Here is a 25,905-nt window from a genome sequence, read left to right on the forward strand (position 1 = left end):
CTAGTCTCCAGAGTCTCAGCGATCGGACACAACCACAGTAATGTGGCTGGTGCGCTTCAGGATGCGATCTGCACGACCTTTCGCACGCGGCATAATGCGCTTCATGCTTGGGCCTTCATCTACGAAAATTTTCGCGACTTTCAGATCGTCGATGTCAGCGCCATCGTTGTGTTCAGCGTTAGCAATGGCAGATTCCAGTACTTTCTTGACCAATACCGCAGCTTTCTTGTTGGTATAGGTCAGGATGTCCAGGGCCTGCGACACTTTCTTACCGCGAATCAGGTCAGCAACAAGGCGAACCTTCTGTGCAGAAGAACGAGCATGGCGATGTTGAGCTAATGTTTCCATCTCTTCCTCCTACCTTATTTCTTCTTCGCTTTTTTATCAGCAGCGTGGCCGCGATAAGTACGAGTCGGTGCGAATTCACCCAGTTTGTGACCAACCATTTCGTCGGTAACAAAGACTGGAACGTGCTGACGACCATTATGGACAGCGATGGTCAAACCGATCATGTTAGGAAAGATCGTTGAACGACGGGACCAAGTGCGCAGGGGCTTCTTGTCTCCGCTTTCCACCGCTTTCTCTACCTTCTTCAGCAAGTGCAGGTCAATAAAAGGACCTTTCTTGAGAGAACGTGGCATGGCTTATCCTCTAAAATTATTTGCTACGGCGACGTACGATAAATTTATCAGTACGCTTGTTGCTGCGGGTCTTCTTACCTTTGGTCTGAACGCCCCACGGAGTTACCGGGTGCTTACCAAAGTTACGACCTTCACCACCACCATGTGGGTGGTCGACTGGGTTCATCGCAGTACCGCGAACGGTAGGACGAACACCACGCCAGCGTGCAGCACCAGCTTTACCCAGAACGCGCAGCATATGCTCAGCATTGCCAACTTCGCCCAGAGTAGCGCGGCAGTCTGCTTCGACTTTACGCATTTCACCAGAACGCAGACGCAGGGTGACATAAGCACCGTCACGCGCAACGATCTGAACGTAAGTACCAGCGGAACGTGCCAGCTGACCGCCTTTACCTGGTTTCATTTCTACGTTATGAACGGTAGAACCAACCGGGATATTGCGCATCGGCAGGGTGTTGCCTGCTTTGATTGCAGCATCAACGCCAGACTGAATCTGGTCGCCAGCTTTCAGGCCTTTAGGGGCCAGGATGTAACGGCGTTCGCCGTCTTTGTACAGAACCAGCGCGATGTTCGCGGAACGGTTCGGATCGTACTCAAGACGTTCAACAACTGCTGGGATACCGTCTTTGTTGCGTTTGAAGTCAACAATACGATAAGCCTGCTTGTGGCCACCACCGATGTGACGAGTGGTGATACGGCCATTGTTGTTACGACCACCGGATTTGCTGTTTTTTTCCAGCAACGGAGCAAAAGGTTTGCCCTTGTGCAGCTCAGGGTTAACCACTTTAACTACGTGGCGACGACCCGGAGATGTCGGTTTACATTTAACAACTGCCATTGTATTACTCCTCCGACTTACTCAGCGCCGCCAACGAAGTCCAGGTTCTGGCCTTCTTTCAGGGTGACGTAAGCTTTTTTCCAGTCGCTACGACGACCGATACGCTGTCCGTGACGTTTAACTTTCCCTTTAACTACCAGGGTGTTAACGACTTCGACTTCGACTTCAAACAGTTTCTGCACAGCAGCTTTGATCTCTGCTTTGGTCGCGTCTTTAGCAACTTTGAGAACGATGGTGTTTGTTTTTTCCATCGCAGTAGACGCTTTTTCAGAAACGTGCGGTGCGCGAAGCACCTTCAGCAGACGTTCTTCACGAATCATGCCAGCATCTCCTCAACTTGCTTAACAGCATCAGCAGTCATTACGACTTTGTCGAAGGCGATCAGGCTAACCGGGTCGATACCAGTCGCATCGCGTACGTCAACCTTGTGCAGGTTACGTGCGGCCAGGAACAGGTTCTCGTCCAGCTCACCGGTGATGATCAGCACATCTTCCAGAGCCATGTCTTTCAGTTTCTGTGCCAGCAGCTTAGTTTTAGGCGCTTCAACAGAGAACTTCTCGACAACGATCAGACGATCCTGACGTACCAGTTCGGACAGGATGCTTTTCAGCGCGCCGCGGTACATCTTTTTGTTAACTTTTTGACTGTGGTCCTGTGGACGCGCAGCGAAGGTCACGCCACCTGAACGCCAGATCGGGCTCTTGATAGAACCTGAACGCGCACGGCCGGTACCTTTCTGGCGCCATGGCTTTTTGCCAGAACCAGTTACTTCAGCACGAGTCTTCTGAGCACGAGTACCCTGACGAGCACCAGCTGCATAAGCAACAACAACCTGGTGAACCAGCGCTTCGTTGAAATCACGACCGAAGGTAGTTTCGGAAACAGTCAGCGCGCTCTGCGCGTCTTTCAATACTAATTCCATTGCTATCCCCTTACGCCTTCACAGCTGGTTTAACGATCAGGTCGCTACCGGTTGCACCCGGGACCGCACCTTTAACCAGCAGCAGGTTGCGCTCAGCGTCAACACGTACTACGTCCAGGCTCTGAACGGTTACACGTTCGTTACCCAGCTGACCTGCCATTTTCTTGCCTTTGAACACTTTGCCCGGAGTCTGGTTCTGACCGATAGAACCCGGAACGCGGTGAGACAAGGAGTTACCGTGAGTAGCGTCCTGGGTACGGAAGTTCCAGCGCTTAACGGTACCAGCAAAACCTTTACCTTTAGAGGTACCGGTTACGTCAACTTTTTTAACGTCAGCAAACAGCTCAACGCTAATGTCCTGACCTACGGTGAACTCTTCGCCTTCAGCAAGACGGAATTCCCACAGACCACGGCCAGCTTCTACGCCAGCTTTAGCGAAGTGACCCGCTTCTGGTTTGGTTACACGGTTAGCTTTTTTAGCTCCAGTGGTAACCTGAATAGCGCGGTAGCCATCGTTAGCCAGATCTTTAACCTGAGTAACGCGGTTTGCTTCAACTTCGATTACGGTTACTGGGATAGAAACGCCATCTTCAGTGAAGATGCGGGTCATACCCACTTTTTTACCGACTAAACCAATCATTGTTTCAACCTCTCAATCGCTCGATGACCTGATTAACCCAGGCTGATCTGCACGTCTACACCGGCAGCCAGATCCAGACGCATCAGAGCATCAACGGTTTTCTCAGTTGGCTCAACGATGTCAACCAGACGCTTGTGAGTGCGGATTTCGTACTGATCGCGCGCGTCTTTGTTGACGTGCGGGGAGATCAGAACGGTGAAGCGCTCTTTGCGGGTCGGCAGCGGGATCGGACCACGGACTTGCGCACCAGTGCGCTTAGCAGTCTCGACGATTTCCGCGGTTGATTGATCGATCAGACGATGATCAAACGCTTTAAGGCGGATACGGATTCTTTGGTTCTGCATGAGACCAGAGCTCCAATTATTTTATAAACGAAAATGATTACTCCTCAAACCCATTACGATTGATGGGAGAGTGTAACCGTTCTTACGTAGCCCCCCAATTGGGAGCATTGTTGAGTAACAAAATGAGCTACTCTGGTTCTGATTGAACCCGCCGTCAATTACGACAAGCCCGCGCATTATACGTAAATCAGAGAAAGACGCAAGTGCCGTTTAGAAATTAAGCGTCAAAGGCTCAGTATGCGTAGGACTGCGCAACTTTTTACGCCATATATCCTTTCTGATTTTTTTTATTTGAAGCCGCTACGCAATTGCTGTTTTTGTGCGTTGCCGGACAGGCAGATTGTAACGAGTATGCGCTCAAAACCTTTTGAGGCCTTTTCCATGCTAACCACCCTCCCCTTCCTGATGATCTATTTTTCTCTGACGGCCTTACTCGTACGCGCTGATATTCGCGACGGTTTGCTGCCCGATAAATTTCTCTGCCCGCTGCTCTGGACGGGCCTGCTCTACCAGGTCTTTATCCATCCTGATTTTCTGCCGAGTGCCGTAATGGGGGCGGTGGCTGGATATCTTGGTTTTGCCACGATTTACTGGGGCTATCGGCTTATCTGCCGGCGGGAAGGAATGGGATATGGCGATGTGAAGTATCTGGCAGGACTTGGTGCGTGGCATGGCTGGTGCATACTGCCTAAACTGGCGTTACTCGCCGCGCTTATGGCGCTGCTTTGCATTCTTGTTTTTTCGTTTCTCACCTCAGATAAAGGAGCATTAAAAAACCCACTGCCTTTTGGACCATTTCTGGCAGCAGCGGGTTTATGCGTTGGATGGGAAAATCTGATTAATTTTCCACTTTGATCTGAGACTGTAGGTAGTTCTGAAGGCCAATTTTGCTAATGAGATCCAGCTCGGTTTCCAGCCAGTCAATGTGGCCTTCTTCATCGGCCAGGATCTGGATCATCATATCGCGGCTGACGTAGTCATGTACGCTGTCAGCATAGGCAATGGCTTCACGGAGATCTTTGGCACCTTCAAGTTCCAGCCGGAGGTCAGAACGCAGCATCTCTTCAACATCTTCTCCGATGCCCAACTTGCCGAGATCCTGCAGGTTTGGGATGCCTTCAAGGAATAAGATACGCTCGATGTATTTATCGGCGTGTTTCATCTCATCTATAGATTCATGGTACTCAACGTCATTCAGACGTGTCAGACCCCAGTTTTTAAACATTCTCGCGTGAAGAAAGTACTGGTTGATTGCGACAAGCTCATTTCCCAATAATTTATTGAGATAACTTATGATTTTAACATCACCTTTCATTATATAGTCCCTCCGCTTCCACTCATTGAAGCGTAGAACGGGCTACGGGGATGTCAAAAAAAAGATAGAGGCTTACGCGATCTCTTTGAATTCCGGGATCTGCATCAGTTCGTCCTGCATGATCTCACGCGCTGCGCGAACGCATTTACCGCATTGATTTCCCACCGGAACAAATTTGCGAAGCTGCTGGAAAGATTGTGGCTGAAACTGGCGAACGGCCTGACGAATTTTTTTGTCGCTTACACCATTACATAAACAAACGTACATAGAGACTCCCGTTCAAAATATGCGCAAAGTGTAAGTGAGAATGGTTATGATTACAATAGCACATACGCCAGGATACGGGCCGGGAGCGGTTAAAAAATGCGAAATTTTGTGACAAGGAAAGGTACAGAAAACAAAAAAGGACGCCGAAGCGTCCTTTTTTATTCAGGGATAATTAATTAGCCCAGAACTTTAGCAACAACGCCCGCGCCAACGGTACGGCCGCCTTCACGGATTGCGAAACGCAGACCGTCGTCCATCGCGATTGGGTGGATCAGAGTCACAACCATCTTGATGTTGTCGCCTGGCATTACCATCTCTACGCCTTCTGGCAGTTCGATGGTACCGGTCACGTCAGTTGTACGGAAGTAGAACTGTGGACGGTAGCCTTTGAAGAACGGAGTATGACGGCCGCCTTCGTCTTTGGACAGAATGTACACTTCAGATTCGAACTTGGTGTGTGGCTTGATTGAGCCTGGCTTCGCCAGAACCTGACCACGTTCGATTTCTTCACGTTTGATACCACGCAGCAGAACACCAACGTTCTCACCAGCACGGCCTTCGTCCAGCAGTTTGCGGAACATTTCAACGCCAGTACAGGTAGACTTCGCAGTCTCTTTGATACCAACGATTTCAACTTCTTCACCAACTTTGATGATACCGCGCTCTACACGACCGGTAACAACGGTACCACGACCGGAGATGGAGAATACGTCTTCGATTGGCAGCAGGAATGGCTTGTCAATCGCACGCTCTGGTTCTGGGATGTAAGAATCCAGGAAGCCAGCCAGTTCGATGATTTTCGCTTCCCACTCTGCTTCGCCTTCCAGCGCTTTCAGCGCGGAACCGCGAACGATTGGAGTGTCGTCGCCCGGGAAATCGTACTGAGACAGCAGTTCACGAACTTCCATCTCTACCAGTTCCAGCAGCTCTTCGTCATCAACCATGTCGCATTTGTTCAGGAACACGATGATGAAAGGAACGCCTACCTGACGACCCAGCAGGATGTGCTCACGAGTCTGAGGCATTGGGCCGTCAGTCGCAGCAACAACCAGGATCGCGCCGTCCATCTGCGCAGCACCGGTGATCATGTTTTTAACATAGTCGGCGTGGCCTGGGCAGTCTACGTGTGCGTAGTGGCGAGTCGGGGTGTCGTACTCAACGTGAGAGGTGTTGATGGTGATACCACGAGCTTTTTCTTCTGGCGCGTTATCGATCTGGTCGAATGCACGAGCAGAACCACCGTAGGTTTTAGCCAGAACGGTAGTGATTGCAGCGGTCAGGGTAGTTTTACCATGGTCAACGTGGCCGATAGTACCAACGTTGACGTGCGGTTTTGTACGTTCAAATTTTTCTTTAGACACGGCTATATTCCTTACTATAGTGCTCTCCCCTCTGGAGAGAGCACGGGACTTAGGTTTTAATCCTGTGGATTACTTACCACGGGCTTCAATAACGGCCTGAGCAACGTTGTTAGGCGCATCATCATACTTCAGGAATTCCATGGTGTATGATGCACGACCTTTGGTCAGAGAACGCAGCTGAGTTGCATATCCGAACATTTCAGACAGCGGAACTTCAGCGTGGATCTTAACGCCAGTTACTTCGGATTCCTGACCACGCAGCATACCGCGACGACGGCTCAAGTCACCGATAACGTCACCGGTGTTCTCTTCAGGAGTTTCTACTTCAACCTTCATGATTGGCTCAAGCAGAACTGGTTTTGCTTTCTTAAAGCCTTCTTTAAAGGCAATAGACGCAGCCAGTTTAAACGCCAGTTCAGAGGAGTCAACGTCGTGGTAAGAACCGAAGTGCAGACGGATACCCATGTCAACAACCGGATAGCCAGCCAGAGGGCCCGCTTTCAGCTGTTCCTGGATGCCTTTATCAACGGCTGGGATGTATTCGCCAGGAATTACACCACCTTTGATGTCGTTGATGAACTCGTAACCTTTCGGGTTAGAGCCCGGCTCCAGTGGGTACATGTCGATCACAACGTGACCGTACTGACCGCGACCACCAGACTGCTTAGCGTGTTTACCTTCAACATCGGTAACTTTCGCGCGAATCGCTTCGCGGTAAGCAACCTGAGGTTTACCCACGTTCGCTTCAACGTTGAATTCACGCTTCATACGGTCAACGATGATGTCCAGGTGCAGTTCACCCATACCAGCGATGATGGTCTGGTTAGATTCTTCATCAGTCCATACGCGGAATGATGGGTCTTCTTTCGCCAGACGGCCCAGAGCCAGACCCATTTTTTCCTGGTCAGCTTTGGTTTTTGGTTCAACCGCGATGGAGATTACCGGCTCAGGGAATTCCATACGCTCCAGAATGATCGGGTGATCCGGGTCACACAGGGTGTCACCAGTGGTCACGTCTTTCAGACCGATAGCTGCAGCGATGTCGCCCGCACGAACTTCTTTGATCTCTTCACGTTTGTTAGCGTGCATCTGTACGATACGGCCAAAACGTTCACGCGCCGCTTTCACGGAGTTCAGGATGGTGTCACCAGAGTTAACCACACCAGAGTAAACGCGGAAGAAGGTCAGGTTACCCACGAATGGGTCGGTAGCAATTTTGAACGCCAGTGCAGAGAACGGCTCGTCATCACTTGCGTGACGCTCAGCCGGAGTATCTTTACCGTCGTCCAGGATGCCGTTGATCGCAGGAACGTCAACCGGGGATGGCAGGTAGTCAACTACCGCATCCAGCATCGCCTGAACACCTTTGTTCTTGAACGCAGAACCACAGGTTACCAGGATGATTTCGTTGTTCAGAACGCGCTGACGCAGAGCTTTTTTGATCTCTTCTTCAGACAGTTCTTCACCACCCAGGTATTTCTCCATCAGCTCTTCAGAAGCTTCAGCAGCGGATTCGATCAGGTTCTGGTGCCATTCGTCAGCCAGGTCCTGCATCTCAGCCGGGATATCTTCGTATTCGAAGGTAACGCCCTGGTCTGCATCGTTCCAGTTGATGGCTTTCATTTTCACCAGGTCGATAACGCCGGTGAAGCCTTCTTCAGCACCAATTGCCAGCTGCAGCGGAACAGGGTTCGCGCCCAGACGGGTTTTGATCTGGCCAACAACTTTCAGGAAGTTAGCACCCATACGGTCCATTTTGTTAACGAACGCGATGCGTGGAACTTTATATTTGTTCGCCTGACGCCATACGGTTTCAGACTGTGGCTGAACACCACCAACTGCGCAATAAACCATTACCGCGCCGTCAAGAACACGCATGGAACGTTCTACTTCGATGGTGAAGTCAACGTGGCCCGGGGTGTCGATGATGTTTACGCGATGCGGTTCGTACTGCTTAGCCATACCTGACCAGAATGCAGTAGTCGCTGCGGAGGTGATGGTAATACCACGCTCCTGCTCCTGTTCCATCCAGTCCATGGTGGCTGCGCCGTCATGAACTTCACCGATTTTATGGTTTACACCGGTGTAGAACAGAATACGTTCGGTAGTAGTGGTCTTACCGGCGTCGATGTGCGCACTGATACCGATGTTACGGTAGCGTGCGATGGGTGTTGTACGAGCCATTTGATTCCTCGTTTGTTTCTTTAGGCGTTCAGTTAAGTTACCCAGAGCGGGCAGCTTCTCTGAAGCGCCCGCCTGGTGACTAATACTCCGAAGGGATTACCAACGGTAGTGTGCGAACGCCTTGTTGGCTTCTGCCATACGGTGAACGTCTTCACGTTTCTTAACTGCAGTACCTTTGTTTTCTGCAGCATCAGAAAGTTCGTTCGCCAGACGCAGAGCCATGGATTTATCACCGCGTTTACGAGCAGCTTCAACGATCCAACGCATTGCCAGGGCATTACGACGAACCGGACGAACTTCAACTGGAACCTGATAAGTAGAACCACCAACACGGCGGGACTTAACTTCTACAGTTGGGCGAACGTTGTCGAGAGCGACTTCGAAAGCTTCCAGTTCATTTTTACCAGAACGCTGAGCCAGGGTCTCCAGCGCGCTGTATACGATTGCTTCTGCAGTAGATTTTTTACCATCTACCATCAGGATATTTACAAATTTTGCCAGCAGTTCTGATCCGAACTTCGGATCTGGAAGAATTTTACGCTGACCAATGACGCGACGACGTGGCATGGGAATACTCCGTTGTTAATTCAGGATTGTCCAAAACTCTACGAGTTTAGTTTGACATTAAGATAAATCAGTTTGGCCTTACTTAACGGAGAACCATTAAGCCTTAGGACGCTTCACGCCGTACTTGGAGCGAGCCTGCTTACGGTCTTTAACACCTGAGCAGTCCAGCGCACCACGAACGGTGTGGTAACGAACACCCGGAAGGTCTTTAACACGACCGCCACGGATCAGGATCACGGAGTGCTCCTGCAGGTTGTGACCTTCACCACCGATGTAGGAAGTCACTTCGAAACCGTTAGTCAAACGCACACGGCATACTTTACGCAGTGCGGAGTTTGGTTTTTTAGGAGTGGTGGTATATACACGAGTACATACGCCACGTTTCTGCGGGCAGGCTTCCAGCGCAGGCACGTTGCTTTTTGCAACTTTGCGTGCACGTGGTTTGCGTACCAGCTGGTTAACTGTTGCCATTAAATAGCTCCTGGTTTTAGCTTTTGCTTCGTAAACACGTAATAAAACGACCTCATACAATATGAGGACGCGAAATTTTAGGGCTACGTCGAAAAGGTGTCAAGAAATATACAGCGATCTCAAATCACCAGTTCATTTGACTGGCGTGCGTCACAGTAAGATTGACGAAATCAGTATAGCCAACCACGTCAATTTTGGCTGAAATTTGACCAGAAAGACCCCGCGCATCCAGATCGTCCTTCAGCGCAGAGACCGTTATGGGGGCATTCGTGAGAATTTCAACGAAACGTCCACCTTCAAGTGCAGCGAGCACGCCATCCTGAATCAGCAGCAGATCGTCACCTTCGCGCAGCATGCTCAACAGCGTGTCGATATCACATTGCCATGGTGAATGGCTGAGAATATGGAGCATGGAAGCCTCAGAAAGTCAGAATGGTGTCGTAGTGGGATAGTTGTTCACGCAGTGCTGCGGCAGGTAAGGTCGTCACATCCAGCACAAAAGGCGTCTTGTCGCTTAAACCGCGCGCCGTTAAAGAGTCGGCACAGACATAGCAGGTTTCGATATCGTAAAGCGGCAGCACTTTGAAGGTGGCGATGTAGTCGCGCGCCAGAATGGCCTGCGGCTGTTGGCCCGCCAGAAGCTGAAGCACGCCGTCCCCCAGAAAGAAGACACCGATATCTTCTGTTAACGCCGATGTCGCAAGCAGCGCATCCAGGCCTTCGCGGCCAGAGGTGCTGCCGTGCGGCGCAGAAGTAAAAACAAATGCCACACGCTTCATCAGAATTGCACCACTCTGTCGCAGGTTAACGCCGCCTGAGCCAATGCGCCCAGACCACTCAACGAAAAACCAGGCTGCAGGTTAGCGCCTGAAAACCCCAGGCGCTCGGCTTCGGCTGCATCCGTCACGCCGCGACGCAACGCCGCCGCCACGCAGATATGCAGCTCAACGCCCTGCTTTTCATTTAACGCCTGCCAGGCGCGGACCAGATCAAACTCGTCGCTCGCCGGCGACGTAAACTGGTTCGCGTTATACACCCCTTCCCGATAGAAGAAGACGCTCGCCAGTTCGTGTCCGGCCGCCAGCAGCGCATGCGCAAACTGCAGCGCGCTGCTGGCCTGTTGAGTCCCATACGCCGGGCCCGTCACCATTAATGCAAAACGCATTACTTATCTTGCCCCACGAAATCGCCGCTTTTGAACTGACGGATGTAGAGGTAAACCGTATGCTTGGAGATGTTCAAACGATCGGCCACCTGGTTGATGGCATCTTTAATGTCGAAAATCCCTTTCTCGTAGAGATTGAGTACGATCTGGCGATTCTTGGCGTTGTTCGATACGTTGCGGTCAGCATTGACCTCTTCAATGGTGAACTCAAGCGTCTGCGTGACGAGATCTTCAACGGAGGAGGCAAAGTTAACAGAAGAGCCAACGTCTGGCGTTTCTGGCGGAATAAAGGTGCTCATGATCTGCGAGAATGGCACATCAAGGTTCATGTTGATGCACAGCAGCCCAATCACACGATGCTCGCGATTTCGAATCGCGATGGTTTCTGATTTCATCAGCACGCCGCTTTTGGCGCGGGTGAAATAACATTTTGAGACGCTGCTGTCCGCGCCGGTCATGTCATGCAACATACGCAATGCAAGGTCGGTAATTGGCGAACCAATTTTACGGCCGGTATGCTCACCATTAGCAATGCGGATGGCGGAACACTTCAGATCTTGCAGGGAGTGCAATACGATTTCGCAGTGGGAACCAATGAGCATCGCTAACCCGTCCACTACCGCTTCATAGGATTTCAGAATATCGAAGTCGGTCTGGTCAAAAGGACGTTGATCCAGCAAATCAAGTTCACTGGTTTCGTTGGTTAAAAGCGACCTGGACATGAAAAAAACACTCCTTTTCAGGAGCCTGTCGTTAGGTTTTCAGGGCAGGCTCATTATCTACACGGACAACTAAATTAATACAGCGTGCCTAACGCTTTCCAGTGTTAATTATATCTGCCCCACAATAAAAAACCGCCGCCTTAAAAGGCGGCGGTTTGCATCACATTACTTCTTAGCGTCTGTCGCAGCTTTCTGATCTGCCTGCGCTTCCGGTTTCGCATCCGCTTTCGGCGCTGGTTTGATGTCCAGCAGCTCTACGTCGAAGACCAGCGTGGAGTTAGCCGGGATACCCGGAACGCCAGTTTTGCCATAGGCCAGATCCGGTGGGATAACCAGCTTGATTTTGCCGCCTTTTTTGATGTTTTTCAGGCCTTCAGTCCAGCCTGGGATCACACCGTCAAGACGGAAGGAAAGAGGTTCACCACGGGTGTAAGAGTTGTCGAACTCTTTACCGTCGATCAGCGTACCTTTGTAGTTCACCACAACGGTGTCGCTGTCTTTAGGCGCATCACCAGTACCTTCTTTCTCAACTTTGTACACCAGACCAGTAGAAGAGGTTTTCACACCCTTCTCTTTAGCAAAGGTGTCGCGGTAGGCTTTGCCTTTCGCTTCGTTGTCTTTAGCGTCCGCTTCCATCTTGGTCTGAGCGGCACCCTTCACGCGCGCTTCGAACGCCTGCAGAGTCTGTTCGATTTCCTGGTCAGACAGTTTGCTCTTATCAGCAAAGGCGTCCTGAACACCCGCGATCAGCTGGGCTTTGTCCAGTTTGATGCCCAGTTTCTCTTGTTCTTTCAGAGAGTTTTCCATGTAGCGGCCCAGAGATGCGCCCAGTGCGTAGGCGGATTTCTGGTCGTCATTTTTGAACGCCGCTTTGCTGTCTGCAGTGGCAGCAGGCTTCGCAGCAGTATCAGCAGCGAATGACAGCGGCGCGTTCAGTGCAACAGCCATCGTCGTCGCCAGCAGCGTTACTTTAAACAGTGATTTCATCCATATCTCCAGGGCCTGGGGACTCTCACCCCAGCGTTAAACGTAAATGAGTGACGTACTATAAAACGTTGCGGAAGAAATCTACAGACAGACACTTCCAATTCTCGCCACTTTTCAGACTATTTTTGTTTAAATAAGTTTCTTGCCAACGGGATAGAGACTGCACTTAAGGATAAACTCAGTTAAACTGCGCCGCCGCTGGGCCAATATGGCGTATCAGATATAAACGAGGTGAATGATGAAGGACACAATGATAGAAGCGAGAATGGCTGAGCTGGAAAGCCGCCTGGCTTTTCAGGACATCACCATCGAAGAGCTTAACCAGACCGTGACCGCGCACGAACTCGAAATGGCGAAACTGCGGGATCATATGCGCCTGCTGACGGAAAAGCTGAAGGCGACGCAGCCGTCAAATATTGCCTCTCAGTCGGAAGAGACGCCACCACCTCATTATTGAGGCGTAAAAAAAGCGGGATTATCCCGCTTTTTTATTTTCCGCATGACGGAATTAGTGGCAACCGCAGCCGCCGTTGCCGCAACCACCTTTACCGTGGCCGTGGTCATGACCATGGTCGTGGCCGTGACCACCGCAGCAGCCGTCGTGGCCGTGATCGTGATCATGGTCGTGACCATGAGCACCGTGAACGTGGCCATGAGCCAGCTCTTCTTCGGTCGCTTCACGGATCGCAACAACTTCTACGTTGAACTTCAGGTTCTGGCCAGCCAACATGTGGTTGCCGTCAACCACGACGTGATCGTCTTCAACTTCAGTGATTTCAACAGGAACCGGCCCCTGGTCAGTTTCAGCCAGGAAGCGCATGCCAACCTGCAGCTCGTCAACGCCCATGAACACGTCTTTAGGAACGCGCTGAACCAGGTTGTCGTCATACTGACCGTAAGCGTCGTTCGCGCCTACAGCAACGTCGAATTTATCGCCAACTTCATGACCTTCCAGCGCAGTTTCCAGGCCGGAAATCAGGGAACCGTGACCATGCAGGTAGTCCAGCGGCGCACTCACCGGAGACTCATCAACCAACACACCGTCTTCTGTACGTACCTGATAGGCCAGGCTGACCACCAGGTCTTTTGCTACTTTCATGATATCTCCTGAGCGTGGGAAAATTGCTGGCGCAGATTGTAGCGGAAATCTGCACCCGTGTACCCTTAAGCTTAAAAAAACTCAGAGCATATCGCTAGTCTGGATGAAAAATGCCGATCACTTGCTCTTCTTTGCGAACGTGATCGCGTGCTTCTTTGTCAGCCTCACGCATCTGGTGACCGCACTTAACGCACTCAACTATATCAATATTATTTTCGCGCCACATGGCCAGCGTATCTTGAGCCTGGCAAGACGGGCACTTTGCGCCCGCGATAAAGCGTTTACGTACAGCCATCTTTCGTTACCTTTTATTCAAATTCATCCCAGCCGTCGAGCTGGCGTCGTTCCTGTTGCATCTCTCGCTGAAAGATCTCCTCCAGCTCGCGCCGCGCTTCCCGCACGCGGGAGATCTGCGCCGTATCGCTATGTACAGGCATTAATTCGCGCAGCATGCGCATATCCAGCCGGCGGAAGTGCATCTGGGCGCGCTGCGCCTGGTGAGGATGCATCCCCAGGGAGATTAACGCCTTGCGCCCCAGTTCCAGCGCACTGGAGAACGTCTCACGGGAGAAGTGTTTCACACCTGCCTGCAACAATTCGTGAGCTTCAACACGCCCCCGGGCACGCGCCAGAATATTCAGGTGCGGGAAGTGCTGCTGACATAGCTCCACCAGCTTCATTGTATCTTCCGGATCGTTGCAGGTGATGACGATAGACTCCGCGGCTTCCGCCCCGGCCGAGCGCAGAAGCTCAAGCTGGGTGGCATCGCCGTAATAGACCTTGTAGCCATATTTGCGCATCAGGTTGACCGCGCTGATATCGCGCTCCAGCACCGTAATGCGCATTTTGTTCGCCATCAACAGGCGGCCAATCACCTGCCCGAAGCGGCCGAAGCCCACGACGATCACCTGCGGCTTATCGTCTTCTACCCACGGCGCTTCATCTTCATCGTCTGCCGGATTCAGGCGGCGCGACAGCAGTTTATCCACCATCTTCATCAGCAGAGGCGTGGTCATCATCGACAGCGTTACCGTCACCAGCAGCAGCGCCATCTGGTCATCTTTAAACAGCTTCTGGGAGGAGGCGGTGGAGAACAGCACAAACGCAAACTCACCACCCTGGCTCAACACGCTGGCAAACTGCATGCGTTCAGAACTGCGCAACCCGTAGATACGTGCCATGACGTACAGCACCAGCATTTTCACCGCCACCAGGATCGCAACACTCACCGCAACCCAGAGCAAATGGGTATAAAGCACGCCAAGATTGAGCGCCATTCCCACCGAAATAAAGAACAGGCCTAACAGCAGCCCTTTGAAGGGATCGATGGCAATTTCCAGTTCGTGCCGATATTCACTCTCCGCCAGCAGCACGCCGGCAATAAAGGTGCCCAGCGCCATCGACAGCCCCAGCGCGTCCATAAACAGCGCCGAGCCGAGCACCAGCAGCAGCGTCGCGGCGGTAAACACCTCGCGCACGCCCGAGGCGGCAATAAAGCGGAACACCGGACGTAACAGGAAACGTCCGCCAATCAGCATGCCCGCGAAGGCCAGCACCTTCATGGAAATTTTTGCCCAGTCGAAGTGATCGTCGCCCGAGCCCGCCAGCAGCGGCACCAGTGCCAGCGCCGGGATCACCGCTAAATCCTGGAACAACAGCACCGAAAAGCCCAGCTGTCCGGCTTCATTGCGGTTCATCCCCTTGTCGCGCATCAGCTGCAGCGCCATCGCCGTCGACGACATTGCGAGACCAATCCCGCCAATCACCGCCGCCTGCCAGGAAAAGTTGGTCAGCATTAACAGGCCAGCCAGAATCGCGGCGCTAAACAGCACCTGCGCGGCGCCCACGCCAAAGATAGAGCGTCGAAGCTGCCACAGCTTCGAGGGGTTCAGTTCGAGGCCGATGATGAACATCAGGAACACCACGCCGAGCTCCGAGAAGTGGAGAATTTCATCCACGTCGCTGATGAAACCCAGTCCCCATGGGCCAATGGCGATCCCTGCGAGCAAATACCCCAGCACCGCCCCGATGCCGATACGGGCGGCAAGCGGCACCGCGACGACGGCGGCAAATAAAAATAGCACCCCGGCGAGGAGTAAATTCGATCCTTCCATTAACGACCTCCTGCCGGAATCGGTGATGCCAGCCATTCGCCGTAGGCTCTGGCGTGGCTTGCGAGCGCTTTCGGGTCCTGACGCCGCGCCCAGTAAACAATAATCGGGCTCATCCAGTGCATGCGGCACATGGCCGCCGTCAGCTCGAACGGCCTCAGGATGTCGCTCATGGGATAGCGGTTCAGCCCGTCGTGACGGTAAGCGCTTTCGGGTTCACCGGTGGTAATGACGCTCCGCCAATACTTTCCCGCCAGCTGGTTGCCCCCCACCCCGCTGGAAAAGCCCCGGCTCAGCACGCGGTCCAGCCACTCTTTCAGCAGTGCCGGACAGCTGTAGGTATAGAGCGGATGCTGAAATACAATCACGTCATGCTGACGCAGCAGTTCCTGCTCGTAAGGAATATCGATAAAGAAATCAGGATAGTGCGCGTAGAGATCGTGCACCGTGACGTTACTGAGCTGTGTGGCCGGCTTAAGCAGCACCCGGTTCGCCACCGAATCCTGAGATTCCGGATGGGCATACAGCAGCAGCACTTTCGCTGTCTGAGACATCACTCCCCTCCCGGTTCTGTTTTTGTGTATTGTTGTCGTTTTGGGCTACCATGGCGGCCCGGTGGGGAAAATGGCCCACACCTTACATTATCATAATGACAAATTAACATAGTCGGAACATACGGCGCTTCTATGATTGTTTTCTCCTCGTTACAAATTCGTCGCGGCGTGCGCGTCCTGCTGGATAACGCCACTGCTACCATCAACCCGGGCCAGAAAGTGGGTCTGGTCGGCAAAAACGGCTGCGGTAAATCCACCCTGCTGGCGCTGCTGAAAAACGAGATTAGCGCGGATGGTGGTAACTTTACCTTCCCGGGGAACTGGCAGCTCGCGTGGGTAAACCAGGAGACGCCAGCCCTGAGCGAACCGGCGCTCGACTATGTTATCGACGGCGATCGCGAATACCGTAAGATCGAAGCGGAACTCAACGCGGCCAACGAGCGCAACGACGGTCACGCCATCGCTACCGTTCACGGCAAGCTGGACGCCATCGACGCGTGGACCATTCGCTCCCGCGCCTCCAGCCTGCTGCACGGCCTGGGCTTCAGCAATGAACAGCTTGAACGCCCGGTAAGTGACTTCTCCGGCGGCTGGCGCATGCGCCTCAACCTGGCGCAGGCGCTGATCTGCCGCTCAGACCTGCTCCTGCTCGATGAACCGACCAACCACCTCGATCTCGATGCGGTTATTTGGCTCGAGAAGTGGCTCAAGAGCTATCAGGGCACTCTGATTCTCATCTCCCACGACCGCGACTTCCTCGACCCGGTGGTGGATAAAATCATTCATATCGAACAGCAAACCATGTTCGAGTACACCGGCAACTACAGCTCCTTCGAGCGCCAGCGCGCGACGCGCCTTGCTCAGCAGCAGTCGATGTATGAAAGCCAACAGCAGCGCGTGGCGCACCTGCAGAGCTTCGTGGATCGCTTCAAAGCTAAAGCGTCAAAAGCCAAGCAGGCCCAGAGCCGCATTAAAATGCTGGAACGCATGGAGATGATCGCCCCGGCACACGTGGATAACCCGTTCCACTTCAGCTTCCGCGCGCCGGAAAGCCTGCCGAACCCGCTGCTGAAAATGGAAAAAGTGAGCGCAGGCTATGGCGATCGCATCATCCTCGACTCTATCAAGCTTAACCTGGTGCCGGGTTCGCGCATTGGCCTGCTGGGGCGCAACGGCGCCGGTAAATCAACGTTAATTAAGCTGCTCGCGGGCGAGCTTAACCCAACCAGCGGTGAAATCGGCCTGGCGAAAGGCATTAAGCTTGGCTATTTCGCCCAGCATCAGCTGGAATTTTTACGCGCGGATGAATCGCCGATTCAGCATCTGTCGCGTCTTGCCCCGCAGGAAATGGAGCAGAAGCTGCGCGACTACCTCGGCGGCTTCGGCTTCCAGGGCGATAAGGTGACCGAAAACACCGAGCGTTTCTCGGGCGGCGAAAAAGCCCGTCTGGTGCTGGCGCTGATCGTCTGGCAGAGACCCAACCTGCTGCTGCTCGATGAACCGACCAACCACCTGGATCTCGACATGCGTCAGGCGCTGACCGAAGCGCTGATTGAGTTCGAAGGCGCACTGGTTGTCGTGTCGCACGATCGCCACCTGATCCGCTCCACCACCGACGATCTCTACCTGGTACACGGTGGCAAAGTCGAACCGTTCGACGGCGATCTTGAAGACTACCAGCAGTGGCTGACGGACGTACAAAAGCAGGAAAACCAGCCGGAAGAGTCAGCGAAAGACAACGTCAACAGCGCACAGTCGCGTAAAGACCAGAAGCGCCGCGAAGCGGAACTGCGCACCCAGACCCAGCCGCTGCGTAAAGAGATTGCCCGTCTTGAAAAAGAGATGGAAAAGCTCAACGCCACGCTTGCCGCCGTCGAAGAGAAGCTGGGCGACAGCGATCTGTACGATCAGAGCCGTAAAGCGGAGCTAACGGATTGTCTGCAAACGCAGGCGAAAGCCAAATCCAGCCTCGAAGAGTGCGAAATGGCATGGCTGGACGCGCAGGAACAGCTGGAAGCGATGCTGCAGGCAGACTGAATTTTTACCCCGTTGTGCGAACGGAATCTATCTCTGGTTCGGAAATCCAGGCTAAACGGGGTACAATTCGGAAAGTATAGTGAATTTCTGACAAGAATCAGCATCGTCCTTATGACCCAAATCATTCCATCAGACTTCGACATTACAGCCGAAGACAGCACCGAGTTCGTGCCCATGCGCGGCGTGACCAACTGCCATTTGCAGACCATGCTGCCGCGGCTGATCCGCCGCAAGGTCCAGTTCACTCCGCACTGGCAACGGCTCGATCTGCCGGACGGTGATTTTCTGGATCTCGCCTGGAGCGAAGCGCCGGAACAGGCTCTTCATAAGCCGCGTCTGGTGGTTTTTCACGGTTTAGAAGGCAGCCTGCACAGTCCGTATGCGCATGGGTTAATTGAGGCCGCCAAAGCGCGCGGCTGGCTCGGCGTGGTGATGCATTTTCGCGGCTGTAGCGGCGAGCCGAATCGTCAGAAACGCATTTATCACTCGGGTGAAACCGAAGATGGCACGTGGTTTCTGCACTGGCTGCGGGAAAATTATGGCGCCGCGCCAACGGCCGCCGTGGGCTACTCGCTGGGCGGTAATATGCTCGCCTGTCTGCTGGCCAAAGAGGGCGACAGCGTACCGCTGAATGCAGCAGTGATTGTCTCCGCACCGTTTATGCTGGAGCAGTGCAGCTACCACATGGAAAAAGGCTTTTCTCGCGTCTATCAGCGCTATCTGCTCAACCTGCTGAAAGCCAACGCGGCGCGAAAGCTGAAGGCCTATCCGGATACCCTGCCGGTAAGCCTGCGCCAGCTGAAAAAGGTTCGCTGCATCCGCGAATTCGACGATCTGATCACCGCCAAAATTCACGGCTTCGCCGATGCTATCGACTATTACCGACAGTGCAGCGCCATGCCGCTGCTCAGCAAAATCACGCAGCCGACGCTGATCATTCACGCCAAAGATGACCCGTTCATGGATCATCACTCTATTCCCGCGCAGGAATTCCTGCCTGACAACGTTCACTACCAGCTGACCGAACATGGTGGCCACGTGGGGTTCATCGGCGGCACGCTGCGCAGGCCGAAAATGTGGCTGGAAGCGCGCATTCCTGACTGGCTGACTCCTTATCTGGATGGTGCAAAATGATCATTCCCTGGCAGGATCTGGCTCCCGAAACGCTCGATAATCTGATTGAAAGCTTTGTATTACGCGAAGGCACCGATTATGGTGAACATGAGCGTTCGCTTGAGCAAAAGGTCAACGATGTAAAACGCCAGCTGAAAAGCGGCGACGTGGTGCTGGTGTGGTCAGAACTGCATGAGACGGTCAATATCATGCCCCGCAACGCGTTTCACGGCTGATCTTCCAACCTTTTCCGTCAGGGAGTTGCTATGTCTGCCAGACATCCCATTATTGCCGTTACGGGGTCGAGTGGTGCGGGAACCACCACCACCAGCCTCGCTTTTCGCAAGATTTTCGCCCAGCTGAATCTCCGTTCGGCGGAGGTCGAAGGCGACAGCTTTCACCGCTATACGCGGCCTGAGATGGACATGGCGATCCGCAAGGCACGCGATTTGGGTAAACACATCAGCTACTTTGGCCCGGAAGCCAATGATTTCGGCCTGCTGGAGCAAACCTTCCGCGAATACGGTCAGAGCGGTACCGGGCAGTCCCGTAAGTATCTGCACACATATGACGAAGCCGTACCCTGGAACCAGGTGCCGGGCACCTTTACCCCCTGGCAACCGCTGCCGGAACCCACCGACGTGCTGTTTTATGAAGGATTGCACGGCGGCGTTGTCACACCTCAGCACGACGTGGCGCGCCATGTGGATCTGCTGGTCGGGGTGGTGCCGATCGTTAACCTGGAGTGGATCCAGAAGCTGACGCGCGACATGAGCGAGCGCGGCCATTCGCGCGAGGCGGTAATGGACTCGGTGGTGCGCTCCATGGAAGATTACATCAACTATCTCACGCCGCAGTTCTCCCGCACGCACATTAACTTCCAGCGCGTGCCGACGGTGGACACTTCCAATCCGTTCGCGGCGAAAAGCATCCCGTCGTTGGATGAGAGCTTTGTGGTGATCCACTTCCGCAATCTTGAAGGCATTGATTACCCCTGGCTGCTGGCGATGCTGCAGGGCTCGTTTATTTCCCACATGAATACGTTAGTGGTTCCCGGTGGAAAAATGGGGCTGGCAATGGAGCTGATCATGACGCCGCTGGTGGAGCGACTGATGGAAGGGAAACAGATCGCGTGAACATGTTCCCTCTCCCCGTGGGAGAGGGTTAGGGTGAGGGCATCAACACGCACGATGCCCCAATAATTAAGCCTCGATCACTTCATACGAATGGGTGATTTTTACCGCTTTCTCCAGCATTAACGCCACAGAGCAGTATTTCTCCGCAGAGAGATCCACCGCGCGTGAGACCGCCGCGTCTTTCAGTTCTTTCCCGGTGACAACAAAGTGCAGATTAATGTGGGTGAACAGGCGTGGCGCCTCTTCGCGACGCTCTGAGGTGAGTTTAACCTCGCAATCCGTCACGTCATGACGGCCTTTTTGCAGAATCGACACCACGTCGATCGCGCTGCATCCGCCTGCCGCCATCAGCACCATTTCCATTGGGCTTGGAGCTTTATCGCCGGAGTTACCATCCATCAAAATCTGGTGTCCTGATGCGGACTCGCCCAGGAACGTTAAACCTTCAACCCACTTCACGCGCGCTTGCATATTCATTAACTCCAACGTTGCATTTTTGGTGACAGATTACGCGTGCGTTACATTTCTCGCAATGGAAGGCGACCTGCATCATGCTGAAGCGAGACACCAGGAGACACGCGGCAAAAGCTATGCTAAAACACTCAGGATGCTACAGTAATACATTGACGTTACACATGTATGCAGAGGACATCAAACTTTACTGGCTGCGAAACGTTACGACAGCCGACTTCCCAGGGTATGGGTAAGAATTCGATTGCAACCCCAGAGTCCGGATGCATCTGATGACTCTGGTGACAGCTTATAACAGAGGATAACAGCGCATGGTGCTTGGCAAACCGCAAACAGACCCGACTCTCGAATGGTTCTTGTCTCATTGCCACATTCATAAGTACCCATCGAAGAGCACGCTGATTCACCAGGGTGAAAAAGCGGAAACGTTGTATTACATCGTCAAAGGCTCGGTGGCAGTGCTGATCAAAGATGAGGAAGGCAAAGAGATGATCCTTTCCTATCTGAACCAGGGCGATTTTATCGGTGAACTGGGCCTGTTTGAAGAAGGCCAGGAACGTAGCGCCTGGGTTCGTGCAAAGACAGCATGTGAAGTGGCTGAAATTTCTTATAAGAAATTCCGTCAGTTGATTCAGGTAAACCCTGACATCCTGATGCGTCTTTCTTCCCAGATGGCGCGCCGTCTGCAGGTGACGTCAGAGAAAGTGGGTAACCTCGCCTTCCTGGACGTGACTGGCCGTATTGCGCAGACTCTGCTGAACCTGGCGAAACAGCCAGACGCGATGACCCACCCGGACGGCATGCAAATTAAAATTACCCGTCAGGAAATCGGTCAGATCGTCGGTTGCTCCCGCGAAACGGTGGGCCGTATTCTGAAAATGCTGGAAGATCAAAACCTGATCTCCGCCCACGGTAAAACCATCGTGGTTTACGGAACCCGTTAATCCTGCCTAAACGGCGTGCCATCGCGAGGTGTCACGCCGTTTTTGTCTCTTTTCCCCATGTGGCGCAGGCTGATCTATCACCCGGAAGTTAACTACGCACTACGACAAACGCTGGTGCTGTGTCTTCCCGTGGCCGTGGGCCTGATCCTGGGACATCTTCAGCAGGGCCTGCTGTTTTCTCTCGTCCCCGCCTGCTGCAACATTGCCGGTCTGGACACGCCCCATAAACGCTTTTTCAAACGTCTGATAATTGGCGGCTCGCTGTTTGCTGGCTGTAGCCTCGCGGTGCAGCTTCTGCTGGCTCGCGATATTCCCCTGCCGCTGATCCTGACCGTGCTGGCGATGACCCTCGGCGTCACCGCCGAAATCAGCTCGCTCCATGCCCGGCTGCTTCCCGCGTCACTCATTGCGGCCATCTTCACCCTGAGCCTCGCCGGTAATATGCCCGTGTGGGAGCCGCTGCTGATCTACGCCCTCGGCACGCTGTGGTACGGGCTGTTTAACTGGTTCTGGTTCTGGCTGTGGCGGGAGCAGCCGCTGCGCGAATCTCTGAGCCTGCTCTACGTGCAGCTTGCGGATTACTGTGAAGCCAAATACACCCTGCTCACCCAGCATACGGATCCGGAAAAATCCTTACCGCCGCTGCTGACGCGCCAGCAAAAGGTGGTAGACCTGATAAGCCAGTGCTATCAGCAGCTGCATATGCTCGCCGCCAACAAGAACCACGAATATAAACGGCTGTTGCGCACCTTTCAGGTGGGGCTGGATCTTCAGGAGCATATCTCCGTTAGCCTTCACCACCCGCAGGAGGTGCAAAAGCTGGTTGAGCGCAGCCATGCCGAAGCGGTGATCCGCTGGAACGCGCAGACCGTCTCCGCGCGCCTGCGGGTGCTGGCCGATGATATTCTCTACCACCGCTACCCCACGCGCTTTAACATGGACAAACAGCTCGGCGCGCTGGAGAAAATTGCCCGTCAGCACCCGGATAACCCGGTCGGCCAGTTTGCCGCCTGGCACTTCAGCCGCATCGCCCGCGTGCTGCGCACCCAGCGCCCGCTTTATTCCCGTGACCTGATGGCGGATAAACAGAAACGTCTGCCGCTGCTGCCGGCGCTGAGAAGCTACCTGTCTCTCAAATCTTCCGCTCTGCGCAACGCTGCAAGGATTAGCGTCATGCTCAGTATCGCCAGCCTGATGGGCATGGCGCTCCACCTGCCGAAACCCTACTGGATCTTAATGACCGTGCTGTTTGTTACCCAGAACGGCTATGGCGCCACGCGGGTGCGCATTCTGCACCGGGCAGGCGGCACGATGGCGGGGCTGATTATTGCGGGCGTGACGCTGCATTTTCACGTGCCCGAGGGCTATACCCTGGCAGGGATGCTGGTGGTCACCCTGGTAAGCTATCTAATCATTCGCAAAAACTACGGCTGGGCAATGGTGGGCTTTACGGTGACGGCGGTATATACCCTGCAGCTGCTGACGCTTAACGGCGAACAGTTCATCGTTGCCCGCCTGATCGACACGCTAATTGGCTGCCTGATCGCCTTTGGGGGCATGGTCTGGCTGTGGCCGCAGTGGCAGAGCGGGCTGCTGAGGCAGAACGCCCACGACGCGCTGGAGGCCGATCAGCAGGCCATTCGACTGATCCTGAGCGACGATCCGCAGCCTTCCCCGCTGGCGTATCAGCGGATGAAGGTCAACCAGGCGCACAACGCCCTGTTTAACTCGCTCAACCAGGCGATGCAGGAGCCGGGCTTTAACTCACACTATCTTGCCGATATGAAGCTGTGGGTCACGCACAGCCAGTTTATCGTCGAGCACATTAACGCCATGACCACGCTGGCGCGCGAGCACACCATGCTGACGCCGGATCTGGCGCAGCGCTATTTGCAGTCCTGTGAAATTGCCCTGCAGCGGTGTCAGCAGCGTCTGGAGTATGACGCGCCGGGTGAGTCGGGGGATTCGAACATTCTGGAGGCACCGGAGACGCTGACCCACGGCCCGATGAGCACCCTGGAGCAGCATTTGCAGCGCGTGCTGGGACATCTGAACACCATGCACACCATTTCGTCGGTGGCATGGCGTCAGCGCCCGCATCACGGCATTTGGTTAACGCGGCGGTTAAAGCGAACCGAGTATTAGCCTTTTACGATCTTCTCGACCGCCGCGGCAAAGCGGGTTAACCCGTCGTCAATATCTTTCTCTTCCACTACCAGCGACGGCGCAAAACGCATCACGTCCGGCCCGGCGTTGAGCACCATCACCCCTTCGCGAGCGGCTGCGTGCAGGAAATCGCGCGCGCGGCCTTTGTACTGCGGCTTAAGTTCCGCACCAATCAGCAGCCCCATGCCGCGGATCTCGCTGAAGACGTCGTACTTATTGTTAATCTGCTGGAGATGCTGCACAAACAGCTCGCGTTTCGCGCTAACGCCGTTTAGCACCTCAGGGGTGTTGATGATGTCGAACGCGGCACCCGCCACGGCGCTCGCCAGCGGGTTACCGCCGTAGGTCGAGCCGTGAGACCCGACGTGGAACGCAGAGGCGATCTCCTGCGTCGTCAGTACCGCACTCACCGGAAAACCGCCGCCGAGCGCTTTGGCGCTGGTCAGAATATCCGGCGTCACGCCGTAGTGCATGTAGGCAAACAGCTCTCCGGTACGCCCCATCCCGCACTGCACTTCATCAAACACCAGTAGCGCCTGATGTTCGTCGCACAGTTCGCGCAGCCCTTTCAGGAATTCCGGGGTTGCCGCGGTCACGCCGCCTTCGCCCTGAATCGGCTCCACCACCACCGCGCAGGTGTGGTCGTCCATCACCGCTTTCACCGCGTGCAGATCGTTAAACGGCACGTGGATAATGTCGGCTGGTTTCGGACCGAAGCCGTCGGAATACTTCGGCTGGCCGCCAACGGAGACGGTAAAGAAGGAGCGCCCGTGGAAGGCGTTATGGAAGGCGATGATTTTAGTTTTGTACGGGCTGTGGCGCGTAGTTGCGTAGTAGCGCGCCAGCTTAAAGGCGGTTTCGTTGGCTTCGGTGCCGGAGTTCATAAACAGCACGCGCTCGGCAAACGTGGCATCAATGATCTTGCGGCCCAGGCGCAGCGCAGGTTCGTTGGTGAACACGTTGCTGGTGTGCCACAGGGTTTCACCCTGGGTTTTCAGCGCGTCCACCAGCGCAGGATGGCAGTGGCCCAGCGCCGTGACCGCAATACCGCCAGCGAAATCCACATACTCCTTGCCCTGCTGATCCCAGACGCGGCTGCCTTTCCCCTTCACCGGGATAAACTCAGCCGGTGCATAAATCGGCAGAATCACTTCATCGAATGTCGCGCGGGTAATTGCTGGTTGTTCAGTTGCCATGTCATGCCCATCCATTTTATGTCACATTCATTGTGAAAATATAATCACAAAATATGCATAAAAACTCACAACAAGGCAACAGATATTCAGCGATTGAGGAAATTTGCCAGCAGGGCGTGCCCCTGCTCGCTGAGGATACTTTCAGGGTGGAACTGCACGCCTTCGAGATCCCACTCGCGGTGGCGAATCCCCATGATCTCCTGCGTATCGCTCCAGGCGGTCACGTCAAAGCAGTCGGGCAGCGTCGGTGGGTCAATCACCAGCGAATGGTAGCGCGTCACGGTTAACGGGTTATTGAGCCCTGTGAATACGCCCGTGCCGGTGTGGGTGACCGGCGAGGTTTTGCCGTGCATCACTTTCGCGGCACGCACGATGGTAGCCCCAAATGCCTGGGCAATCGCCTGATGACCGAGACAGACGCCCAGGATCGGCAGCCTGCCGGCATAGTGGTGAATAACCTCCAGAGAAATGCCCGATTCCGACGGCGTACACGGTCCCGGCGAAATGACGATTTTCTGCGGAGCCAGCGTCTCAATATCAGACAGGCTAAGTTCGTCGTTGCGGCGGACAACCACCTCTGCACCCAGTTCACAAAAATACTGGTAAAGGTTCCAGGTGAAGGAATCGTAGTTATCAATCAGCAGAATCATGGCG

33 protein-coding genes are annotated in these 25,905 nt (G+C 54.0%); 8 read left to right on the forward strand and 25 right to left on the reverse strand.

Annotated features, from left to right (window positions below; all coding sequences use genetic code 11):
• Positions 1 to 15 precede the first annotated feature (15 nt).
• Genes rplV through rpsJ form a run of 7 tightly spaced genes read right to left on the reverse strand, consistent with a single transcriptional unit; the run spans position 16 to position 3,385 of the window.
• Complete coding sequence (rplV, locus tag ACMGGH_RS03370) at positions 16 to 348, reverse strand: 50S ribosomal protein L22 (protein WP_002919773.1); 333 nt, start codon at positions 346 to 348, stop codon at positions 16 to 18.
• 14 nt (positions 349 to 362) lie between these two features.
• Positions 363 to 641, reverse strand: coding sequence for a 30S ribosomal protein S19 (gene rpsS, locus ACMGGH_RS03375; protein ID WP_001138117.1), 279 nt, complete (start codon positions 639 to 641; stop codon positions 363 to 365).
• Between the two features lie 16 nt (positions 642 to 657).
• On the reverse strand, positions 658 to 1,479 hold the full coding sequence (rplB, locus tag ACMGGH_RS03380) for a 50S ribosomal protein L2 (RefSeq protein WP_000301859.1): 822 nt from the start codon (positions 1,477 to 1,479) through the stop codon (positions 658 to 660).
• Between the two features lie 17 nt (positions 1,480 to 1,496).
• Entirely contained in the window at positions 1,497 to 1,799 is a 303-nt protein-coding gene (gene rplW / locus ACMGGH_RS03385; protein ID WP_000617546.1) for a 50S ribosomal protein L23, read from the reverse strand.
• A complete protein-coding gene (gene rplD / locus ACMGGH_RS03390; RefSeq protein ID WP_000424395.1) occupies positions 1,796 to 2,401 on the reverse strand; it encodes a 50S ribosomal protein L4 in 606 nt (201 codons plus the stop codon). The genes rplW and rplD overlap by 4 nt, the downstream gene beginning before the upstream one ends.
• A 10-nt stretch (positions 2,402 to 2,411) precedes the next feature.
• On the reverse strand, positions 2,412 to 3,041 hold the full coding sequence (gene rplC, locus ACMGGH_RS03395; RefSeq protein WP_003863274.1) for a 50S ribosomal protein L3: 630 nt from the start codon (positions 3,039 to 3,041) through the stop codon (positions 2,412 to 2,414).
• Positions 3,042 to 3,073: 32 nt separating this feature from the next.
• Entirely contained in the window at positions 3,074 to 3,385 is a 312-nt protein-coding gene (rpsJ, locus tag ACMGGH_RS03400) for a 30S ribosomal protein S10 (RefSeq protein WP_001181005.1), read from the reverse strand.
• A 381-nt stretch (positions 3,386 to 3,766) separates the two neighbouring features.
• On the opposite strand from rpsJ, the gene ACMGGH_RS03405 reads away from it, so the two are divergent.
• A complete protein-coding gene (locus ACMGGH_RS03405; protein ID WP_188246100.1) occupies positions 3,767 to 4,240 on the forward strand; it encodes a prepilin peptidase in 474 nt (157 codons plus the stop codon).
• On the opposite strand, the gene bfr is transcribed toward ACMGGH_RS03405, so the two are convergent.
• The 11 genes from bfr to fkpA form a co-directional block, all read right to left on the reverse strand.
• The gene (bfr, locus tag ACMGGH_RS03410) at positions 4,224 to 4,700 is read right to left on the reverse strand and encodes a bacterioferritin (RefSeq protein ID WP_028014636.1); all 477 of its coding nucleotides are present in this window, start codon (positions 4,698 to 4,700) and stop codon (positions 4,224 to 4,226) included. The genes ACMGGH_RS03405 and bfr overlap by 17 nt on opposite strands.
• A gap of 72 nt (positions 4,701 to 4,772) precedes the next feature.
• Positions 4,773 to 4,967: a bacterioferritin-associated ferredoxin gene (bfd, locus tag ACMGGH_RS03415; protein WP_003863268.1), complete on the reverse strand. Its 195-nt coding sequence runs from the start codon at positions 4,965 to 4,967 to the stop codon at positions 4,773 to 4,775.
• A gap of 176 nt (positions 4,968 to 5,143) precedes the next feature.
• On the reverse strand, positions 5,144 to 6,328 hold the full coding sequence (gene tuf / locus ACMGGH_RS03420; RefSeq protein WP_014068448.1) for an elongation factor Tu: 1,185 nt from the start codon (positions 6,326 to 6,328) through the stop codon (positions 5,144 to 5,146).
• A gap of 69 nt (positions 6,329 to 6,397) precedes the next feature.
• Positions 6,398 to 8,512 (reverse strand): elongation factor G, encoded by a 2,115-nt coding sequence (fusA, locus tag ACMGGH_RS03425; RefSeq protein WP_028014637.1) that lies wholly within the window; start codon positions 8,510 to 8,512, stop codon positions 6,398 to 6,400.
• 96 nt (positions 8,513 to 8,608) lie between these two features.
• Positions 8,609 to 9,079 carry a 30S ribosomal protein S7 gene (rpsG, locus tag ACMGGH_RS03430; protein ID WP_003861706.1) on the reverse strand — a complete coding sequence of 157 codons (471 nt, stop codon included), beginning with the start codon at positions 9,077 to 9,079 and terminating at the stop codon, positions 8,609 to 8,611.
• A gap of 96 nt (positions 9,080 to 9,175) precedes the next feature.
• Positions 9,176 to 9,550: a 30S ribosomal protein S12 gene (gene rpsL / locus ACMGGH_RS03435; RefSeq protein WP_000246815.1), complete on the reverse strand. Its 375-nt coding sequence runs from the start codon at positions 9,548 to 9,550 to the stop codon at positions 9,176 to 9,178.
• 124 nt (positions 9,551 to 9,674) lie between these two features.
• Positions 9,675 to 9,962 (reverse strand): sulfurtransferase complex subunit TusB, encoded by a 288-nt coding sequence (gene tusB, locus ACMGGH_RS03440; RefSeq protein ID WP_041911943.1) that lies wholly within the window; start codon positions 9,960 to 9,962, stop codon positions 9,675 to 9,677.
• Positions 9,963 to 9,969: 7 nt separating this feature from the next.
• A complete protein-coding gene (tusC, locus tag ACMGGH_RS03445) occupies positions 9,970 to 10,329 on the reverse strand; it encodes a sulfurtransferase complex subunit TusC (RefSeq protein WP_028014639.1) in 360 nt (119 codons plus the stop codon).
• Positions 10,329 to 10,715, reverse strand: a complete 387-nt coding sequence (gene tusD, locus ACMGGH_RS03450; protein WP_063438500.1) for a sulfurtransferase complex subunit TusD — start codon at positions 10,713 to 10,715, stop codon at positions 10,329 to 10,331. The genes tusC and tusD overlap by 1 nt, the downstream gene beginning before the upstream one ends.
• A complete protein-coding gene (locus tag ACMGGH_RS03455; RefSeq protein WP_014885489.1) occupies positions 10,715 to 11,437 on the reverse strand; it encodes a helix-turn-helix transcriptional regulator in 723 nt (240 codons plus the stop codon). The genes tusD and ACMGGH_RS03455 overlap by 1 nt, the downstream gene beginning before the upstream one ends.
• Positions 11,438 to 11,602: 165 nt before the next feature.
• A complete protein-coding gene (fkpA, locus tag ACMGGH_RS03460) occupies positions 11,603 to 12,424 on the reverse strand; it encodes an FKBP-type peptidyl-prolyl cis-trans isomerase (RefSeq protein WP_023331457.1) in 822 nt (273 codons plus the stop codon).
• A gap of 238 nt (positions 12,425 to 12,662) precedes the next feature.
• Here fkpA and ACMGGH_RS03465 point away from each other — a divergent pair, with 238 nt between their 5' ends.
• Positions 12,663 to 12,881 carry a protein SlyX gene (locus ACMGGH_RS03465; protein WP_028014642.1) on the forward strand — a complete coding sequence of 73 codons (219 nt, stop codon included), beginning with the start codon at positions 12,663 to 12,665 and terminating at the stop codon, positions 12,879 to 12,881.
• A gap of 51 nt (positions 12,882 to 12,932) precedes the next feature.
• Here the strand turns inward: ACMGGH_RS03465 and slyD are convergent, their stop codons facing one another.
• The 4 genes from slyD to kefG form a co-directional block, all read right to left on the reverse strand.
• A complete protein-coding gene (gene slyD / locus ACMGGH_RS03470) occupies positions 12,933 to 13,523 on the reverse strand; it encodes a peptidylprolyl isomerase (RefSeq protein ID WP_003861691.1) in 591 nt (196 codons plus the stop codon).
• Between the two features lie 94 nt (positions 13,524 to 13,617).
• Entirely contained in the window at positions 13,618 to 13,818 is a 201-nt protein-coding gene (locus tag ACMGGH_RS03475; protein ID WP_003861689.1) for a YheV family putative zinc ribbon protein, read from the reverse strand.
• Positions 13,819 to 13,831: 13 nt separating this feature from the next.
• Positions 13,832 to 15,637, reverse strand: coding sequence for a glutathione-regulated potassium-efflux system protein KefB (kefB, locus tag ACMGGH_RS03480; protein WP_028014643.1), 1,806 nt, complete (start codon positions 15,635 to 15,637; stop codon positions 13,832 to 13,834).
• Positions 15,637 to 16,188 (reverse strand): glutathione-regulated potassium-efflux system ancillary protein KefG, encoded by a 552-nt coding sequence (gene kefG, locus ACMGGH_RS03485; RefSeq protein ID WP_006812200.1) that lies wholly within the window; start codon positions 16,186 to 16,188, stop codon positions 15,637 to 15,639. Before kefG ends, kefB begins: the two co-directional genes overlap by 1 nt.
• A gap of 132 nt (positions 16,189 to 16,320) precedes the next feature.
• Between kefG and ACMGGH_RS03490 the strand changes: the two genes are divergently transcribed.
• From ACMGGH_RS03490 to ACMGGH_RS03505, 4 genes are all read left to right on the forward strand, one after another.
• Positions 16,321 to 18,225, forward strand: a complete 1,905-nt coding sequence (locus ACMGGH_RS03490; RefSeq protein ID WP_232949161.1) for an ABC transporter ATP-binding protein — start codon at positions 16,321 to 16,323, stop codon at positions 18,223 to 18,225.
• Positions 18,226 to 18,336: 111 nt separating this feature from the next.
• A complete protein-coding gene (locus tag ACMGGH_RS03495) occupies positions 18,337 to 19,359 on the forward strand; it encodes a hydrolase (protein WP_045259342.1) in 1,023 nt (340 codons plus the stop codon).
• The gene (locus ACMGGH_RS03500) at positions 19,356 to 19,574 is read left to right on the forward strand and encodes a YheU family protein (RefSeq protein ID WP_013099053.1); all 219 of its coding nucleotides are present in this window, start codon (positions 19,356 to 19,358) and stop codon (positions 19,572 to 19,574) included. The genes ACMGGH_RS03495 and ACMGGH_RS03500 overlap by 4 nt, the downstream gene beginning before the upstream one ends.
• Positions 19,575 to 19,604: 30 nt before the next feature.
• Entirely contained in the window at positions 19,605 to 20,474 is an 870-nt protein-coding gene (locus ACMGGH_RS03505; protein ID WP_028014646.1) for a phosphoribulokinase, read from the forward strand.
• Positions 20,475 to 20,540: 66 nt separating this feature from the next.
• On the opposite strand, the gene ACMGGH_RS03510 is transcribed toward ACMGGH_RS03505, so the two are convergent.
• Positions 20,541 to 20,945 carry an OsmC family protein gene (locus ACMGGH_RS03510; protein WP_008503018.1) on the reverse strand — a complete coding sequence of 135 codons (405 nt, stop codon included), beginning with the start codon at positions 20,943 to 20,945 and terminating at the stop codon, positions 20,541 to 20,543.
• Positions 20,946 to 21,256: 311 nt separating this feature from the next.
• On the opposite strand from ACMGGH_RS03510, the gene crp reads away from it, so the two are divergent.
• Positions 21,257 to 21,889: a cAMP-activated global transcriptional regulator CRP gene (gene crp, locus ACMGGH_RS03515; RefSeq protein ID WP_000242758.1), complete on the forward strand. Its 633-nt coding sequence runs from the start codon at positions 21,257 to 21,259 to the stop codon at positions 21,887 to 21,889.
• Between the two features lie 57 nt (positions 21,890 to 21,946).
• A complete protein-coding gene (locus tag ACMGGH_RS03520; RefSeq protein WP_059357226.1) occupies positions 21,947 to 24,034 on the forward strand; it encodes a YccS/YhfK family putative transporter in 2,088 nt (695 codons plus the stop codon).
• Here ACMGGH_RS03520 and argD read toward each other — a convergent pair.
• Together argD and pabA are read right to left on the reverse strand one after the other, a co-directional pair.
• On the reverse strand, positions 24,031 to 25,251 hold the full coding sequence (argD, locus tag ACMGGH_RS03525) for a bifunctional acetylornithine/succinyldiaminopimelate transaminase (RefSeq protein ID WP_193532537.1): 1,221 nt from the start codon (positions 25,249 to 25,251) through the stop codon (positions 24,031 to 24,033). The two genes, ACMGGH_RS03520 and argD, sit on opposite strands and share 4 nt — an antisense overlap.
• Positions 25,252 to 25,337: 86 nt before the next feature.
• Complete coding sequence (pabA, locus tag ACMGGH_RS03530) at positions 25,338 to 25,901, reverse strand: aminodeoxychorismate synthase component 2 (RefSeq protein ID WP_028014649.1); 564 nt, start codon at positions 25,899 to 25,901, stop codon at positions 25,338 to 25,340.
• Between the last annotated feature and the right edge of the window lie 4 nt (positions 25,902 to 25,905).

Origin of the sequence: Enterobacter sp. BNK-16 (assembly GCF_048684955.1) — a bacterium.
In the GTDB taxonomy this organism is placed as follows: domain Bacteria; phylum Pseudomonadota; class Gammaproteobacteria; order Enterobacterales; family Enterobacteriaceae; genus Enterobacter; species Enterobacter bugandensis.

Excerpts from the sequence above, each read along its gene's own strand:
- rplV (WP_002919773.1), bottom strand. The coding sequence starts at position 348 with ATGGAAACATTAGCTCAACATCGCCATGCTCGTTCTTCTGCACAGAAG.
- rpsS (WP_001138117.1), bottom strand. The coding sequence starts at position 641 with ATGCCACGTTCTCTCAAGAAAGGTCCTTTTATTGACCTGCACTTGCTG.
- rplB (WP_000301859.1), bottom strand. The coding sequence starts at position 1,479 with ATGGCAGTTGTTAAATGTAAACCGACATCTCCGGGTCGTCGCCACGTA.
- rplW (WP_000617546.1), bottom strand. The coding sequence starts at position 1,799 with ATGATTCGTGAAGAACGTCTGCTGAAGGTGCTTCGCGCACCGCACGTT.
- rplD (WP_000424395.1), bottom strand. The coding sequence starts at position 2,401 with ATGGAATTAGTATTGAAAGACGCGCAGAGCGCGCTGACTGTTTCCGAA.
- rplC (WP_003863274.1), bottom strand. The coding sequence starts at position 3,041 with ATGATTGGTTTAGTCGGTAAAAAAGTGGGTATGACCCGCATCTTCACT.
- rpsJ (WP_001181005.1), bottom strand. The coding sequence starts at position 3,385 with ATGCAGAACCAAAGAATCCGTATCCGCCTTAAAGCGTTTGATCATCGT.
- ACMGGH_RS03405 (WP_188246100.1), top strand. The coding sequence starts at position 3,767 with ATGCTAACCACCCTCCCCTTCCTGATGATCTATTTTTCTCTGACGGCC.
- bfr (WP_028014636.1), bottom strand. The coding sequence starts at position 4,700 with ATGAAAGGTGATGTTAAAATCATAAGTTATCTCAATAAATTATTGGGA.
- bfd (WP_003863268.1), bottom strand. The coding sequence starts at position 4,967 with ATGTACGTTTGTTTATGTAATGGTGTAAGCGACAAAAAAATTCGTCAG.
- fusA (WP_028014637.1), bottom strand. The coding sequence starts at position 8,512 with ATGGCTCGTACAACACCCATCGCACGCTACCGTAACATCGGTATCAGT.
- rpsG (WP_003861706.1), bottom strand. The coding sequence starts at position 9,079 with ATGCCACGTCGTCGCGTCATTGGTCAGCGTAAAATTCTTCCAGATCCG.
- rpsL (WP_000246815.1), bottom strand. The coding sequence starts at position 9,550 with ATGGCAACAGTTAACCAGCTGGTACGCAAACCACGTGCACGCAAAGTT.
- tusB (WP_041911943.1), bottom strand. The coding sequence starts at position 9,962 with ATGCTCCATATTCTCAGCCATTCACCATGGCAATGTGATATCGACACG.
- tusC (WP_028014639.1), bottom strand. The coding sequence starts at position 10,329 with ATGAAGCGTGTGGCATTTGTTTTTACTTCTGCGCCGCACGGCAGCACC.
- tusD (WP_063438500.1), bottom strand. The coding sequence starts at position 10,715 with ATGCGTTTTGCATTAATGGTGACGGGCCCGGCGTATGGGACTCAACAG.
- ACMGGH_RS03455 (WP_014885489.1), bottom strand. The coding sequence starts at position 11,437 with ATGTCCAGGTCGCTTTTAACCAACGAAACCAGTGAACTTGATTTGCTG.
- fkpA (WP_023331457.1), bottom strand. The coding sequence starts at position 12,424 with ATGAAATCACTGTTTAAAGTAACGCTGCTGGCGACGACGATGGCTGTT.
- ACMGGH_RS03465 (WP_028014642.1), top strand. The coding sequence starts at position 12,663 with ATGAAGGACACAATGATAGAAGCGAGAATGGCTGAGCTGGAAAGCCGC.
- slyD (WP_003861691.1), bottom strand. The coding sequence starts at position 13,523 with ATGAAAGTAGCAAAAGACCTGGTGGTCAGCCTGGCCTATCAGGTACGT.
- ACMGGH_RS03475 (WP_003861689.1), bottom strand. The coding sequence starts at position 13,818 with ATGGCTGTACGTAAACGCTTTATCGCGGGCGCAAAGTGCCCGTCTTGC.
- kefB (WP_028014643.1), bottom strand. The coding sequence starts at position 15,637 with ATGGAAGGATCGAATTTACTCCTCGCCGGGGTGCTATTTTTATTTGCC.
- kefG (WP_006812200.1), bottom strand. The coding sequence starts at position 16,188 with ATGTCTCAGACAGCGAAAGTGCTGCTGCTGTATGCCCATCCGGAATCT.
- ACMGGH_RS03490 (WP_232949161.1), top strand. The coding sequence starts at position 16,321 with ATGATTGTTTTCTCCTCGTTACAAATTCGTCGCGGCGTGCGCGTCCTG.
- ACMGGH_RS03495 (WP_045259342.1), top strand. The coding sequence starts at position 18,337 with ATGACCCAAATCATTCCATCAGACTTCGACATTACAGCCGAAGACAGC.
- ACMGGH_RS03500 (WP_013099053.1), top strand. The coding sequence starts at position 19,356 with ATGATCATTCCCTGGCAGGATCTGGCTCCCGAAACGCTCGATAATCTG.
- ACMGGH_RS03505 (WP_028014646.1), top strand. The coding sequence starts at position 19,605 with ATGTCTGCCAGACATCCCATTATTGCCGTTACGGGGTCGAGTGGTGCG.
- ACMGGH_RS03510 (WP_008503018.1), bottom strand. The coding sequence starts at position 20,945 with ATGCAAGCGCGCGTGAAGTGGGTTGAAGGTTTAACGTTCCTGGGCGAG.
- crp (WP_000242758.1), top strand. The coding sequence starts at position 21,257 with ATGGTGCTTGGCAAACCGCAAACAGACCCGACTCTCGAATGGTTCTTG.
- ACMGGH_RS03520 (WP_059357226.1), top strand. The coding sequence starts at position 21,947 with ATGTGGCGCAGGCTGATCTATCACCCGGAAGTTAACTACGCACTACGA.
- argD (WP_193532537.1), bottom strand. The coding sequence starts at position 25,251 with ATGGCAACTGAACAACCAGCAATTACCCGCGCGACATTCGATGAAGTG.
- pabA (WP_028014649.1), bottom strand. The coding sequence starts at position 25,901 with ATGATTCTGCTGATTGATAACTACGATTCCTTCACCTGGAACCTTTAC.